Source organism: Variovorax atrisoli, from assembly GCF_014195185.1.
GTDB lineage: Bacteria > Pseudomonadota > Gammaproteobacteria > Burkholderiales > Burkholderiaceae_C > Variovorax > Variovorax atrisoli.
Genome location: NZ_JACIBG010000004.1, coordinates 487,848 through 502,685 on the forward strand (window position 1 = coordinate 487,848; position 14,838 = coordinate 502,685).

Here is a 14,838-nt window from a genome sequence, read left to right on the forward strand (position 1 = left end):
GTCTCCTTTGATGGTTTTCGGGAATGTGCGGCTCGTTCAGCCCATGTGGATCTGGCTGGCGTCCGCCTTGATCAGGTCCTGTGCCGTGACCACGGTGTTCTTGCCGTGCAGCCTGGCCATCTCGGTAGCCTGGTAGTCGATGTGGGAGGCGCGCACCTGATCAATGCCCTCGGTCATGCGGAATGCCGTCTTGCTCAGATGCACAAGCCGCTCGACGATCGCCTCGTAGACGCGGCCGATCACGCGAATGCCGAGCACCCTGACCTCGGCTTCTTCGCCGCTGTATGCCAGCCGACCCACGCGGCAATCGGCCGTATTGGCGTCGATCTCCAGTTGCGGCGCATCCATGCGCACGCCCTCGCGACCTCGCAGCGAAAGCTGCGTCGCGCTTTCGATGCTGACCGCGCCGCGCTCGGAGGCCAGGGTCATGTCGCCGCTCACGTCCAGGCGCGATGTCCGTGCGTCAGCCTGTTCGGCAACGGCCGTGAGATAGAGACGGCTCGAATCGGGCCCGCTCACGAGCACCAGATCACCGATCTCCGGCCGCAGCAGGCAGCTGGCAGCGCGCTGGCAATGCAGCACGCGCCCGTCGCTCTCGACGCTGTAGAGACCGCCGGGCAGCGCCGAGACGACGGTGCCGAGCGCATTGACTGCGCCGCTTTCCGGGCCCGTACGGTGTTCCGCCGGGGTTGGCTGGGACAAGGGGGATCGCAGGGAAGCAACGTTCATGGGCAACCTCGATGTACTCGTCAGGGTCTGGCTCCGCGCGCCGAGAACTCCTCGGCCGCGAAAAGATCGGGATCGTTCGGCAGCAGGCCGCCTTTATCAGAGAAACGCGTGCCTTCGGTCAGCGCGCGGTGCATCTTCGTGCGCATGAACGTGGCGCCACCGAAATCGGCGTCGTGCAGGTCGGCGTACGAGAAATCAGCATAGGTCAGCACCGATTCGCTGAACCTGGCCTTGCTGCAGCGCGCACGATGGAAGACGCACTGCTCGAGATCGGCACCCGCGAAATCGGCGCCCTCCAGCTCCGCGTCGATCCAGATGCTCTGGGTGAATACGCCGCCCGTGCACGCCACGCCCTTCATGTGCACCTGCGGGAACAGGCTTTGCGGTGCGTGCACGCGCCGCATGCTGCCGCCTTCCAGCTGTGCGCCCTTGAAGTTGCAGCGCAGGAGCGTGGCACCTTCGAAGTCGCAATCGCGCAGGTCGGCGTCCGTGAACTGGCAGTTCTCGAAAGACTGGCCGCGAAATGCCTGCCCGGTGAGCTTCGATTCGATAAAGATGGTCTTGTCGTAGCTGCAGCCGGCGAACACCGCCGAGCGCAGATCGGTCCGATAGAAGGTGGCCTGCACCCGCACGCGCGAGAAGTCGACACGCAGGAGCGAGCCGCCGTGTACGCTGAGCTTCTCCAGGCGAACGTCGGCGAACGAGGCGTCGTCCAGGATATCGTCGGCGAACGAGGCATGGCCCAGGTCGGCGCCGGAGAAGTCCACGCCGGCCATGTTGCAGCTCTCGAACATGACGCCGTCGAGCGACGCGCCGGGCATGCGCGCGCCAGGCAACTCGCACCGGCTGAAGACGCATTCGACGAGCGAGGCCGAGGCCAGGTTCGCGTCGGCGAAGCGGCACTGGTTGAACATGCTGCCTTCGAGCTTCGCACCCGACAGATCGGCACCGGTGAAATCGCACGACAGAAAGACGCCGCCCGACAGGTCGAAGCCGCGGAAGTTCAGGCCCTTCAGGTTCTTCTCGCGAATTTCGTCGCCCCGCTGGACCATGGATCGAATGCGTGTGGGCGTCATGGCGTGTCCTGCTCGGGTGCGCGCTTGGGCACGGTCTTGACCTGCTCGGTATAGGCCTCGTCGAACCGGGTGAACCTGTCGATCAGGCACTGGCCCAGGTCGGCTTGGAACAGGTTCGCGCGATGGAGATTCGCCGAACCCAGCAAGGCCTTCTGCAGGTTCGCGCCGATCAGGTTTGCACGGACGAGCGTTGCGCCCGTGAGGTCGGTGCGCACGAAGCTCGAGTCCCGCGCATCGGCGCCCACCAGCGCGGCCTTGCGCATCGAGGCGTTCGAGAAATCGGTGCCGTCCATCCGGGCATCGGTGAAGTCGGCGGCATCGAGCACCGCGTCGCGCAGGTTGCAGTCGATCAGCACGGCGCGCTGGAAGTTGGCTCCCCCGAGCTTGCTGCTGCCGACAAAGCAAGTGCTCTCTACGCGCGCGTCGGAGAAGTCGATGCCGCCGTGGCATTCGCTGTCGGTCCAGTCGCAGGTGTCGAGTGCGGCGCCTGCAAAAATCATTTCCGAGACGGCGCAGTTGTACCAGGAGACTTTTCGCAGGCGCGCATGATCGAAGCGGACACGGTGCAGTTCGCTCTCGTCCAGGAAATCCACCGAGGAAAGGTGCGCCCGGTCGAACCTGCAGTCGCTCAGGCGGGCCTTGTCGAGGGTCAGGTCGACCAGCTTCGCGTCCGAGAAATCACAGCCCTGCGCCCGAAGCTCGTCGAGCTGGGTCTGATCGAACCGTGCCCCGGAGAAATCGGTGTTTTCGCACACGGCGAGCACCATGTTGGCCTTGGCCAGATCGGCACCTCGCAGCGAGGTGTGCGAGAAATGGGCGCGCACGAGCAACGCCTCGCCGAAGTCCGCGTCGTCGAGCCTGCAACCGCTGAAATCGGCGCTCTCCAGCAAGGTACGCCGCCATCGCGTGCCGCGCAGATCCATGCCCGAAAAATCGGCACCCGTGAGATCCAGGTCGGAGAAATCGCGCCGATCGGCCAGGATGCGCTCGGCCTGCGCACGCGCCTGCGCTGCAGCCTCCGGCGTCATCGGATCGGCTGCATCCTGATGCTGCGCGGTGCGCCGGTAGTTGGCGATGAGCTGATCGCCGGCCATGTGCGACAGCCGCCTCAATTCGTCAGCCGCCTGCTGCGGCATGGGCGTCGCCCCTGCCGCAGCGGAAGATTGCCGCTGCCTCTCGATGCGCGCCCAGGCGTCGACCTTCGGCGGGCCTTTCTGTTTCGTCGACGTGCTCTGCTCCATGAGCCTGGAGGTGTCGAAGCCAGCCTTGCGCGACTCGACCGCATTGGCTTCGGCTGCGGCCGCCATCTCGGCGCGCACCTGCTCGATCTTCGTGCGCTGTTCTTCGACCATCGCCCGCGTCTTCGCGATGTACTCAGGCAACTCGCGCATCGACGTGGGCGGCTTGTGCGGCGGGATCTCGCCTTCCTCTGCTTCGAAGCGGCTCATGTCGACGCCGTCCGCCCTGGCTTTCTCGCGCACTTCCGAACGCATGCGTTCGGCGCGCACCTCCATGTTGCGGCGCATGGGCGACGGCGGCAGAGCGGACATGTCCAGGTCGGGCCAAGGGGCCAGGATGTGCTCGGGCATCAGCTGCTCGTCATGCAGGAGATAGAGCGCACGATCTTCCGCCTCGCAGCGGATCACCAGCACCTCGCGGTAGTCCGAAACCGGCAGCGGCGGCGCACTGCCCTCCTCCATCGCCATCATGGCGTGGCTGATGTCGTCCGCGTCGTCCTCCGTGATCTCGGTCGCCCCGTGATAGATCAGCCCCAGGCGCTCAAGGTGCGGGAAGAACCATGCAGTGCTCAGATGCAGCGGCAGGTCTTCGAGCACCGCACCGTCGAGGCTGTGCAGGTGATGCTTGCCACGAACCACGAAGCCGCGGGCCCGCCAGCCGGGGATGCGACCGCGCTGCACCCGATGGTCGGGATGCATGTTCGTGATCTCGAACTCGGCGCCAGCCAGTTCGCCGTCGCCGGGCGCGAGCCACTGGTCGGGCGGCGCGGCGTTGAAGTAGCTCCACTCCATGTCCAGCGCATAGCCCGGAAAGATGTTCTGCTTCCAGTGCTCGTCGTATTGCTTTCCGAGTCGCTGTGCGCGCGAGGGCCGCTCGATACCGACCATGCCGAATCCAGCAGGCTCTACCTGCTGGTCTCGACGGCGCAGCATCGCATGCGGCAGTTCGATGTTGGGCAGCCGTCGCGTTTGCAGGCCGTTGACGATTTCGTCGGAACGGCCGATGCCGACCGGGTTCTCGGCGAATCCGGGGCCGCCGAACGCGTGCTGCCAGTCGAGCCGCATCATGTCGAACGGTTGCGGCGCGCTGGAACGGCCGTCGACCCAGAAGCGATCGCCGAACACATGCAGCGCCTTGGTGCGCCGGCCGACCCGCACCGCTACCGCACTCTGCGTGCGATCGGCGTGATGGCACGTGTAGGCGTTGCCCGTCACCAGGAACTCGGGATTCGCCTTGGGCATGCCGAGATCGATGGAAAACTCCTCGCCGAGTTCGGTGGCGAAGGTCTTCCAGCAATCAGGCTCGGGCACCAGCTTCGCATCGAGGCCGAAGCCGTCGGTCATGACGATCGCCGTCATCCCCAGCCAGTGGCGTCGATCCTTGATGAAAGAGCGGGTGAGCATGCTCATGCGCAGCGGCTTGACGATCTTCATGCGGCGGTCGTGCTCGGGATTTCAACCTGTGTGCGATCGCGATCGATCGCCACCATCGGAGGCTCGGCGTCGGAATACAGCACATGCACCTTGCTACCCCTGACGAAAGTCGATAGCAGGTCTTCGTCGATGAAGGTCCTCACGGTGGCCTGGCGCAGTTCGCCCCGCTCATCGCGCCAGGCCAGACGCAGCTCCGTCGCCGTCATGCCGGCGCCATGCCGGCTGCGCTTGGTGAGTTGGCCCGGCGGACGGGCGAGTCCGAGCACCTCGGCCTCGGCATGCCGCGCATGACCCCGCAGCTGCAGCCAGTGCCGCTCCTCCTGCTTGTATTCGGAGTTGGTGGTCACGGTGCTCCACACCAGGAAGACGGACAGGACCACCGTCGCGGCGATCGCGATCGCACCCACCGATCCCAGTACTATGTCAGACCACGACATTCGATGTTCTTCCTTCGCGAGGTGCCCGCGTCATTCCGTGACATTCAGGTCGCCGGTCTGTGTTTCCTGCAAGGCCACGTCGACCTCCACCGCCTTGGTCTTCTTCAGCTTGATGACGATGTTCTCCTTGCGCCAGACCCAGTCGATGAAGTTGACAAGCGACAGGTTCACGAAAACACCTGAATTGATCGAGTTGAGACCGCAGGTCAGGACCTTGAAACCGTACAGGTCGTAGGACCCCAGCGTCGCCGTGACCTGAAACCCGGTCCCTTCCTTCACGTTGCGCTGATACCAGGTCTGGTTGTCGGCATTCACCTCCTGCCTGGGCGTGTTGTAGGTCGTCACTTTCGTGTTGATCGTGAAATTGGTGGTGTTGACCTTGTGATCGGTGCTCGTGTAAGTGATGTCGGGCGCAGTGACTGTCTTGGTGCCCGTGACCACGGTGTTGTCGGGGCCGAGCACCAGCTTGCCGTCGAAGGCATTGATGATCTCGACCCGCCCGCTGCAGGTGATGCGGATGTCCGATCCCGCCACGAGCCGCAGCACCGAGCCGTTGACCGTGACGACCACGTCCCCGTTCACGGTCTCGAAGATGCCATCGTTGACCACGCGTTTCTCGCCGCCGCTGATGATCTCTGTCGCTCCGCCGGTGATGGTTCGGATCTCTCCACCCGACACCGTTTCGATCGCTCCGTCGTGCACGGTGCGCGTCTCGCCGCCATCGATGGTCTCGACCGCGCCGGCGGTGATGTGGCGCTCCTCGCCCGACTCGAAGGTGGACGACTCATGGCCCTTGATGAGCGTGGTACGCGTCTTCTCGGTGGTGTGCGTTTCGTCGCCTTCCACTTCGGTGTCGAGATTGCGCTCGGCATGCAGCAGCATCTGCTCGGCCCCCATGCGATCCTCGAACACGATCGCGTTGGCGTTCGCCACGGAGCCACCCTTCGTCGAGCGCGACACGATACCGCTCCTGGCATCTTCCGCTGGCAGATCGAATGGCGGCATCTGGTCGGCGTTGTAGACGCGACCGATCACGATCGGACGGTCGATGCGCCCGGAGATGAAGTCGACGATCACCTCCTGGCCGATGCGCGGCACGTGCACCGTGCCGAAGGAGTCTCCCGCCCATGCCTGCGAGACACGCACCCAGAACGAACTGTCCTGATTGTTCTGTCCGACGCGATCCCAGTGGAACTGCACCTTCACGCGGCCATACTCGTCGGTCCAGATCTCCTCGCCCTCGGGGCCGACGACCGTGGCCGTCTGCGGACCGCTGGTGCGCGGCATCGGCGTACGCCGCGGTGCGCGAAACGGCCTGTCGGCAGGTTGCACGACGAACCCGTGGCCGAAGGATGAGCCGCCCGGCGCATCTGCCGTGGTTGCGTAGCCACCTTCGCGCCAGTCGTAGCTCACCGACACCAGGAGGTAGTCCCGGTTGTCGTCGTCGCGCGGGGAGCCGCGCATGTTGAAGCGATATCCCGGCGCCAGGCCCCGCACGGTGGCATGGCCGGCGCTGCGATCGGCGAGCGACTGTGCCTCCTCGAGCCGCACGCGCGCATAGTGCTCGCCGTCTCCGGCTGCACCGTAGTCGCCGATCCATTCGTACATGTCGTAGTCGGCGTTGTCGGTGGCCAAAGGCTGCACCCGCGTGCCCGAAAGATCGGCCTTGGGCGTGGTGAAGTTGAAGTCGTCGACCGTATAGCTGCCCGAACGCACCTCTGCCGTCACCTGCCAGTCGTCGATCACCTCGATGTCGTCCGTGATGGCGCGATCGCTGGCGAAATAGTCGATGCACGCGTAGCCGGGAAGTTCATCATGGGCCGAGGCATCGTCTGCGAGCACCAGCGTGTGCTGGTTCCTGTCGTGCCTGAACCAGTAGTAGATGCCTTCGAGCTCCATCAGCCGGCTCACGAAAGCGAAGTCCGATTCCTCGTACTGGGCGCAGAAGTCCCAGGCCCTGTAGCTGCCGCTGAGCTTTTTCTCGTAGGCATAGCCGTAGGCGCCGAGCACTTCCTCGATCATCTCGACCGCGGTGCAGCCCTGGAAGGTACGGCTGTGGCTCGAGCGCGTGAGGTACCACAGCCACGGCCGCACGGTGGCCCTGTAGACCGTGTGGCGCACCGTGCCGCCTTCGCGGCCCGTCCGTGCAAAGCGCGTGACCTCGCCATGAAGGAAGCGCGCATCGGCCGCAGTCTTCATTTCCAGCGCCATCGACTTGCCCAGCAGAGCCCTTGCATCGATGGAAGGATCGGGGCTGAGCATCTCGACCTCGAACTCGAACAGTTCCGACAGCGTTTCGCTGCCGTGCATCGCGCGAAACAACAGCTGGTCTTCGGCGAGCGGCGTGTGGGCACGGACTACTCTTTCCATGACGCGCCTTTCCTTTCTGTTCCGGCAGCGCTCATTTCTTGTTGCGCTTCAGATTGACGGTGACCACGAACGGCCCTCTTTTCTGAACGGTGCTCGTGGCAAAGCGACTCTTCACATTGACCTTGATGTTGATGAGCGCGTCGAGCCAAAAGAGGTACGACCAGTTTGCAAAGACGCCGCTGAGCATGGTGTTCACTCCCGCGACCTGCAGCTTGGCCCCGAAAAAGTCCGCGGAACCGATGAACAGCTTGACGTGCCGGTTCGACACGATGTCCTTCTGCTGGTCGATCCATCCCTGGTCGGCAGCATTGCCGGTATAGCCCGGCGTGTTGAGGACGGCGACGTCTGCGTTGAGCGTGTAGTTGGTGGTGTTGACCGTGTAGTTGGTGCTGTTGTAGACCATGGTCGGCGCCGAGACCGTCTTCGTTCCGGTCACCGCGGTCGCATGCGGGCCGAGCACGAGCTTGCCGTCGAGGGCGTTGATGATCTCCAGCCGGCCCGCCGCCGTGATGCGGACGTCCGCCCCCGTCACGAGACGCATCGTGCTTCCGTTGACCACCAGCAGCACGTCTCCGTTGTCGGTCTCGACGATGCCGCCATTGACCACCCGCGTCTCCCCCCCGCTGATCGTCTCCGTCGCCCCGCCCGTGATCGTGCGCGTCTCCCCGTCGGTCACCGTCTCCGTCGCACCGCCCGTCACCGTGCGCTCCTCGCCCCCGTCGATCGTCTCCACCGCACCCTGCGTGATGTGCCGCTCCTCGCCAGACTCGTACGTCGCCGACTCGTGACCCTTGATCAGCGTCGTGCGCGTCTTCTCGGTCGTGTGCGTCTCGTCGCCCTCCACCTCCACGTCCAGGTTGCGCTGCGCGTGCACCAGGATCTGCTCCGCGCCCATCTTGTCCTCGAACACCAAGGCATTGGCTGTCGCCTCCGAGCCACCCTTCGACGACCGCGTGACGATCCCGCTCTTGGTCGCCTCCCCGGGCAGCGCGAACGGCGGCATCTGGTCCGCGTTGTACACACGCCCAACGATCACCGGCCGGTCCGGCCGCCCGCCGATGAAGTCGACGATCACCTCCTGACCGATGCGCGGCGTGAACACGCCCCCGAACCTCTCCCCCGCCCAGATGTGCGACACCCGCACGAAGCGCGAGCTGTTCTCGTTGCGCTGCCCATACCGGTCCCAGTGGAACTGCACCTTCACCCGCCCGTACTGGTCGGTCCAGATCTCCTCGCCCTGCGGACCGACGACCGTCGCCGTCTGCGGACCGCTGGTGCGCGGCACCGGCGTCTGCCTGGGCGCCCTGAACGCCAGCGCCGTGGGCTGCACCACGAAGTCGAAGTCGTAGGTGCCGCGCTCCGAGCCCGTGGCATACCCCCCCTCGCGCAGCGCGTACGACACCGACACCGCCAGGTACTCCTGGTTGTCGTCCGACCTCGGCGAGTTGCGCATCGTGAACTTGTAGCCCGGCGCCATGCCCCGCACGGTCGAGTGCCCGCTGCTGCGCTGCGCCAGCGACTGCGCCTCCTCCAGCCTCACCTTCGCGTAGTGCTCGCCGTCTCCCGCGGCCGGGTAGTCGCCCAGCCACTCGTACACCTCGTAGTCGGCGTTGTCGTGCCCCCGGGGCTGGCTGCGCACGTTGATCAGGTCGCCCTTGGGCGTGGTGAAGTTGAAGTCGTCCACCGTGTAGCTGCCCGAGCGCACTTCCTCGCTGGGCTGCCACTCCCGGATGACTTCCATGTCCTCGGTAATGTCACGGTCGGACGCGAAGTAGTCGATGGTCTCGTACCCGGGCGTCGCCTCGTGCGCACCGATGTCGTCGGACAGCACCAGCGTGTGCTGGTCCTTCTCGTGCCTGAACCAGTAGTAGATGCCCTCCAGCTCCATCAGCCGGCTCACGAAGGCGTAGTCACTCTCGTTGTACTGCACGCAGTATTCCCAGCTGCGGTAGCTGCCAGAGAGCTGCTTCTCGAACGCGAAGCCGTAGTCGCCGAACACCTCCTCCAGGATCTCCACCACGCTCTTGTCCTGGAAGATCTTGTTGTCGTTCGAGCGCGTGAGGTACCACAGCCACGGCCGCACGCTGGCCCGGTACACCGTGTGGCGTTCCGTATCGCCCTCCCGCCCGATCATCGAGAAGCGGATCACCTGCCCATTGAGGTACCTCGGCCCGCTGCCCGCCGTCTGGATCTCCAGCGTCAGCGGCTTGCCCAGCATCGACTTCAGATCCAGCGACGCGCTCGGACTCAGCAGGTCCACCTCGAATTCGAACAGCTGCGACAAACCCTCCGTGCCCCGCATCGAGCGGAACACCAGCTGGCTCTCGCCCAGCGGCGTGTGGGCTTTTACGACCCTCTGCATGAAGCAAGTCTCCTGTTGGTTTTTTTGCAGGCTCAGGGAGCCCGGAGGAAGAATGCGCCCCTCACCTCCTTGAACTTGAACTTCACGAGCTTCGAGACCACGAAGCCAAGATCACCTATCGCCACGTTCTTCTTGATCCGGTTTTCGTTGTCGTTCAGCAGCGCGAGGTTGATGAAGATGCCGTTGATCGACGTGAAGGTCGATGCGGTCACCATCACCTTCGCGGCATAGAAATCGAAGGCGAGGGGCGTCCAGAGGTTCGCCTTGCCCCATGTCGCTGCGAAATTGGTCCAGCGCCAGTGACCGTGATCGTCCGTGGTCACCGTCTGGCGCGGCGTGTTGTAGACGATCACGTTCGCATTGAGCGTGTAGTGCGTGTTGTTGAGCGTGTAGTTGGTGGCGTTGTGCACGATGGTCGGCGCGCCTACCGTCTTCGGGCCGGTGACCACCGTGGTATCGGGACCGATCACCAGCTTGGTGTCGACGGCATTGACGATCTCGATGCGCCCACCGCCGACGATGCGGATGTCGGCTCCGCTCACCAGGCGCACGACGGTTCCGTTCACGGTCAACGAGACGCTGCCGTTGACGGTTTCATCGATGCCGCCATTGACCACCCGCGTCTCCCCCCCGCTGATCGTCTCCGTCGCCCCGCCCGTGATCGTGCGCGTCTCCCCGTCGGTCACCGTCTCCGTCGCACCGCCCGTCACCGTGCGCTCCTCGCCCCCGTCGATCGTCTCCACCGCACCCTGCGTGATGTGCCGCTCCTCGCCAGACTCGTACGTCGCCGACTCGTGACCCTTGATCAGCGTCGTGCGCGTCTTCTCGGTCGTGTGCGTCTCGTCGCCCTCCACCTCCACGTCCAGGTTGCGCTGCGCGTGCACCAGGATCTGCTCCGCGCCCATCTTGTCCTCGAACACCAAGGCATTGGCTGTCGCCTCCGAGCCACCCTTCGACGACCGCGTGACGATCCCGCTCTTGGTCGCCTCCCCGGGCAGCGCGAACGGCGGCATCTGGTCCGCGTTGTACACACGCCCAACGATCACCGGCCGGTCCGGCCGCCCGCCGATGAAGTCGACGATCACCTCCTGACCGATGCGCGGCGTGAACACGCCCCCGAACCTCTCCCCCGCCCAGATGTGCGACACCCGCACGAAGCGCGAGCTGTTCTCGTTGCGCTGCCCATACCGGTCCCAGTGGAACTGCACCTTCACCCGCCCGTACTGGTCGGTCCAGATCTCCTCGCCCTGCGGACCGACGACCGTCGCCGTCTGCGGACCGCTGGTGCGCGGCACCGGCGTCTGCCTGGGCGCCCTGAACGCCAGCGCCGTGGGCTGCACCACGAAGTCGAAGTCGTAGGTGCCGCGCTCCGAGCCCGTGGCATACCCCCCCTCGCGCAGCGCGTACGACACCGACACCGCCAGGTACTCCTGGTTGTCGTCCGACCTCGGCGAGTTGCGCATCGTGAACTTGTAGCCCGGCGCCATGCCCCGCACGGTCGAGTGCCCGCTGCTGCGCTGCGCCAGCGACTGCGCCTCCTCCAGCCTCACCTTCGCGTAGTGCTCGCCGTCTCCCGCGGCCGGGTAGTCGCCCAGCCACTCGTACACCTCGTAGTCGGCGTTGTCGTGCCCCCGGGGCTGGCTGCGCACGTTGATCAGGTCGCCCTTGGGCGTGGTGAAGTTGAAGTCGTCCACCGTGTAGCTGCCCGAGCGCACTTCCTCGCTGGGCTGCCACTCCCGGATGACTTCCATGTCCTCGGTAATGTCACGGTCGGACGCGAAGTAGTCGATGGTCTCGTACCCGGGCGTCGCCTCGTGCGCACCGATGTCGTCGGACAGCACCAGCGTGTGCTGGTCCTTCTCGTGCCTGAACCAGTAGTAGATGCCCTCCAGCTCCATCAGCCGGCTCACGAAGGCGTAGTCACTCTCGTTGTACTGCACGCAGTATTCCCAGCTGCGGTAGCTGCCAGAGAGCTGCTTCTCGAACGCGAAGCCGTAGTCGCCGAACACCTCCTCCAGGATCTCCACCACGCTCTTGTCCTGGAAGATCTTGTTGTCGTTCGAGCGCGTGAGGTACCACAGCCACGGCCGCACGCTGGCCCGGTACACCGTGTGGCGTTCCGTATCGCCCTCCCGCCCGATCATCGAGAAGCGGATCACCTGCCCATTGAGGTACCTCGGCCCGCTGCCCGCCGTCTGGATCTCCAGCGTCAGCGGCTTGCCCAGCATCGACTTCAGATCCAGCGACGCGCTCGGACTCAGCAGGTCCACCTCGAATTCGAACAGCTGCGACAAACCCTCCGTGCCCCGCATCGAGCGGAACACCAGCTGGCTCTCGCCCAGCGGCGTGTGGGCTCGAACGACTCTGACCATGGGGGTTGTCTCCTTCTATTTTTTTACGCTTCGGAAAACTCGTAGCGGAAGTCGTCGTCCGCGGCGCTGAGCTGCACGCCCGCAAGCTTGCGCGCACTGACCGTGGCCCCGATGACTTCCTCGCTCAGCCTCGGAAGGATCGTGTGCGTGAGGATCGCGTCGATCATCCGGCCGCCCGATTCGATGGCGGTGCAGCGGCGTGCGACGAGTTCGACGGCGCTGTCGTCGTAGGCCAGCGCGATGCCGTGGTTCGCCTGCAGGCGCGTCGCGATGCGATCGAGCTGCAGTCGGATGATGCGGTGCAACGCCTCCGCGTGCAACGGGTAATAAGGCACTACAACCAGCCGGCCCAGCAGCGCGGGCGCGAACACCTTCAGCAGCGGTTCGCGCAACGCGGCGGCCAGCGGTTCGGGGTCGGGGCGCAGGGTCGGGTCTTCGCACAGCTGCATGACCAGGTCGGTGCCGACGTTGGAGGTCATGATGATCACGGTGTTGCGGAAGTCGATGTGGCGGCCTTCGCCGTCTTCCATCCAGCCCTTGTCGAAGACCTGGAAGAAGATCTCGTGCACGTCGGTGTGCGCCTTCTCGATCTCGTCGAGCAGCACCACGCTGTAGGGCCGGCGGCGCACGGCCTCGGTCAGCACGCCGCCTTCGCCGTAGCCCACGTAGCCGGGCGGAGCGCCCTTGAGCGTCGAGACGGTGTGCGACTCCTGGAACTCGCTCATGTTGATGGTGACGAGGTTCTGCTCGCCGCCGTACAGCGCCTCGGACAGCGCCAGCGCCGTCTCGGTCTTGCCCACGCCCGAAGGACCGCAGAGCAGGAACACGCCGACGGGCTTGTTGGGGTTGTCCAGCCGCGCGCGCGCGGTGCGGATGCGGCGCGAGATGGTCTCCAGCGCATCGGGCTGCGCGACCACGCGCGCCGAGAGGATCTCGCCGAGCCTGAGCACCGACTGCGCGTCGTCGCGAACCATCCGGCCGATGGGAATGCCGGTCCAGTCGGCCACCACAGTGGCGACGGCCTGTGCGTCGACGGCCGCGAGGATGAGCGGCGATTCGCCCTGCAGCTGCGAGAGCTTGTCCTGTGCCTCGTTGAGTTCGGCGCGGATCTCGTCGGGCGTGCGCTGGGGTTCGGCGGAAGGTGCGTCGGGATCGACGTCGACGTCGACTTCGACGTTCGCCGTTGCGTCAGCGTCCTCGGCTTCCGATGCCCCGGCCTGCGTCTGCGCCTGGGGCACCGCTGCCGGCGAAAGCTGCTTGCGCAGCGCGACGATGCGCTCGACCAGCGCGCTTTCTTCCACGCGCCGCTTCTCGAGCACCTCGAGCTCTGCCTTCGCCTGCGCGACCTGCGCCGCGATGTCTTCGACGCGCTGCGGCTCGCCCACGCCGATCGCAGCCTCGCGCTCCGCGATGCCCGATTCGATACCGAGCACCTCGATGCGGCGCTGGAGATCTTCGATGGCAGCCGGCAGTGCATGCTGGCTCAGCGCGACGCGCGCGCATGCGGTGTCGAGCAGGCTCACGGCCTTGTCGGGCAGCTGGCGCGCGGGGATGTAGCGGTGCGACAGGCTGACGGCCGCCTCGAGCGCGGCGTCGAGGATGAGCACGCCGTGGTGCTTCTCGAGCTCGGCCGAGATGCCGCGCAGCATCAGCACCGCCTTGGGCTCGGTGGGCTCGTGCACCTGGATGGTCTGGAAGCGCCGCGTGAGCGCCGGGTCCTTCTCGATGTACTTCTTGTACTCCGACCAGGTGGTCGCGCCGATGGTGCGCAGCCGACCGCGTGCAAGCGCAGGCTTGAGCAGGTTGGCCGCGTCGCCGGTGCCGGCCTGGCCGCCCGCACCGACCAGCGTGTGCACCTCGTCGACGAAGAGCACGATCGGCTTCGGACTCTTCTCGACTTCGTCGATCACCTGCCGCAGCCGCTGTTCGAACTCGCCCTTCACGCCCGCGCCGGCCTGCAGCAGCGTGGGGTCGAGCACCCACAGCGACACGTCCTTCAGCGAAGGCGGCACATCGCCCGCGGCGAGGCGCGAAGCCAGGCCTTCGACCACCGCCGTCTTGCCGACGCCGGCCTCGCCGGTCAGCAGCGGGTTGTTCTGGCGGCGGCGCATGAGGATGTCGATGATCTGGCGGATCTCGTCGTCGCGGCCGTAGACCGGATCGAGCTCGCCCGCGCGCGCCTTGGCGGTGAGGTCGCTCGCGTACTTGGCGAGCGCCGAGCCGCCGGCCGCGGGGCCGTCGCCCTGGTGATGCGCCACGGCCGGTGCGCCGCCTGCTGTGCTGGCCTCGGCGGCGTCGAAGTCGTCCTCGGGCGATCCCTCGGTCCACGGGGCCAGCTGCGCCACCAGCACGTCGGGCACGATCTTGTCGAACTCCCGCGAGATGCCAGAGAGCACCTGCCGCAGCCCCGGCGTCTTGATGATGCCCGCCAGCAAATAGGCGCCGCGGATCGAGGTGGCCTCGAAGCGCAGGCTCGCATAGACCCATGCGCGCTCGACGGCGTTGTCGACGTGCTCCGAGATGTCGCTGATCGAGGTGGCGCCGTGCGGCAGCCTGTCGAGGGCGCGCACGAGGTCCTGCTCGACGGCATCGAGGTTCAGCCCCGCGCGCTTGATGATGCGCAGCAAGTCGCTGTCCTGCTGCTGCAGGATCTGATGGAGCCAGTGCACCAGCTCGACGTAGGCATTGCCGCGCAGCTTGGCGAAGGCGGTGGCGGTCTCCAATGCCTTGTAGAGCATCGGATTCAACTTGGAGAACAGAGAGACGCGGCGGATGTCGGTCATGGAACTAAGCTAACCCCCAGTCTTCGCGCACTTCGTG

8 protein-coding genes are annotated in these 14,838 nt (G+C 65.6%); all 8 read right to left on the bottom strand.

Going from position 1 to position 14,838, the window contains the following annotated elements; translation table 11 throughout:
* Positions 1-36: 36 nt before the first annotated feature.
* From FHY06_RS17435 to tssH, 8 genes are read right to left on the bottom strand one after another with little or no spacing between them, the layout of a single operon-like run.
* A complete protein-coding gene (locus FHY06_RS17435) occupies positions 37-729 on the bottom strand; it encodes a DUF3540 domain-containing protein (RefSeq protein ID WP_080647941.1) in 693 nt (230 codons plus the stop codon).
* Between the two features lie 20 nt (positions 730-749).
* Positions 750-1,805 carry a pentapeptide repeat-containing protein gene (locus FHY06_RS17440; protein WP_026346776.1) on the bottom strand — a complete coding sequence of 352 codons (1,056 nt, stop codon included), beginning with the start codon at positions 1,803-1,805 and terminating at the stop codon, positions 750-752.
* Positions 1,802-4,477, bottom strand: a complete 2,676-nt coding sequence (locus FHY06_RS17445) for a DUF2169 family type VI secretion system accessory protein (RefSeq protein ID WP_184605886.1) — start codon at positions 4,475-4,477, stop codon at positions 1,802-1,804. The genes FHY06_RS17440 and FHY06_RS17445 overlap by 4 nt, the downstream gene beginning before the upstream one ends.
* On the bottom strand, positions 4,474-4,914 hold the full coding sequence (locus FHY06_RS17450; RefSeq protein WP_020723378.1) for a hypothetical protein: 441 nt from the start codon (positions 4,912-4,914) through the stop codon (positions 4,474-4,476). Before FHY06_RS17450 ends, FHY06_RS17445 begins: the two co-directional genes overlap by 4 nt.
* Before the next feature lie 30 nt (positions 4,915-4,944).
* Positions 4,945-7,284: a type VI secretion system Vgr family protein gene (locus FHY06_RS17455; protein WP_184605887.1), complete on the bottom strand. Its 2,340-nt coding sequence runs from the start codon at positions 7,282-7,284 to the stop codon at positions 4,945-4,947.
* 31 nt (positions 7,285-7,315) lie between these two features.
* Positions 7,316-9,646: a type VI secretion system Vgr family protein gene (locus tag FHY06_RS17460; protein WP_184605888.1), complete on the bottom strand. Its 2,331-nt coding sequence runs from the start codon at positions 9,644-9,646 to the stop codon at positions 7,316-7,318.
* 32 nt (positions 9,647-9,678) lie between these two features.
* Complete coding sequence (locus tag FHY06_RS17465; RefSeq protein ID WP_184605889.1) at positions 9,679-12,018, bottom strand: type VI secretion system Vgr family protein; 2,340 nt, start codon at positions 12,016-12,018, stop codon at positions 9,679-9,681.
* A 23-nt stretch (positions 12,019-12,041) separates the two neighbouring features.
* A complete protein-coding gene (gene tssH, locus FHY06_RS17470) occupies positions 12,042-14,801 on the bottom strand; it encodes a type VI secretion system ATPase TssH (RefSeq protein WP_184605890.1) in 2,760 nt (919 codons plus the stop codon).
* Between the last annotated feature and the right edge of the window lie 37 nt (positions 14,802-14,838).

Excerpts from the sequence above, each read along its gene's own strand:
- FHY06_RS17435 (WP_080647941.1), bottom strand. The coding sequence starts at position 729 with ATGAACGTTGCTTCCCTGCGATCCCCCTTGTCCCAGCCAACCCCGGCG.
- FHY06_RS17440 (WP_026346776.1), bottom strand. The coding sequence starts at position 1,805 with ATGACGCCCACACGCATTCGATCCATGGTCCAGCGGGGCGACGAAATT.
- FHY06_RS17445 (WP_184605886.1), bottom strand. The coding sequence starts at position 4,477 with ATGAAGATCGTCAAGCCGCTGCGCATGAGCATGCTCACCCGCTCTTTC.
- FHY06_RS17450 (WP_020723378.1), bottom strand. The coding sequence starts at position 4,914 with ATGTCGTGGTCTGACATAGTACTGGGATCGGTGGGTGCGATCGCGATC.
- FHY06_RS17455 (WP_184605887.1), bottom strand. The coding sequence starts at position 7,284 with ATGGAAAGAGTAGTCCGTGCCCACACGCCGCTCGCCGAAGACCAGCTG.
- FHY06_RS17460 (WP_184605888.1), bottom strand. The coding sequence starts at position 9,646 with ATGCAGAGGGTCGTAAAAGCCCACACGCCGCTGGGCGAGAGCCAGCTG.
- FHY06_RS17465 (WP_184605889.1), bottom strand. The coding sequence starts at position 12,018 with ATGGTCAGAGTCGTTCGAGCCCACACGCCGCTGGGCGAGAGCCAGCTG.
- tssH (WP_184605890.1), bottom strand. The coding sequence starts at position 14,801 with ATGACCGACATCCGCCGCGTCTCTCTGTTCTCCAAGTTGAATCCGATG.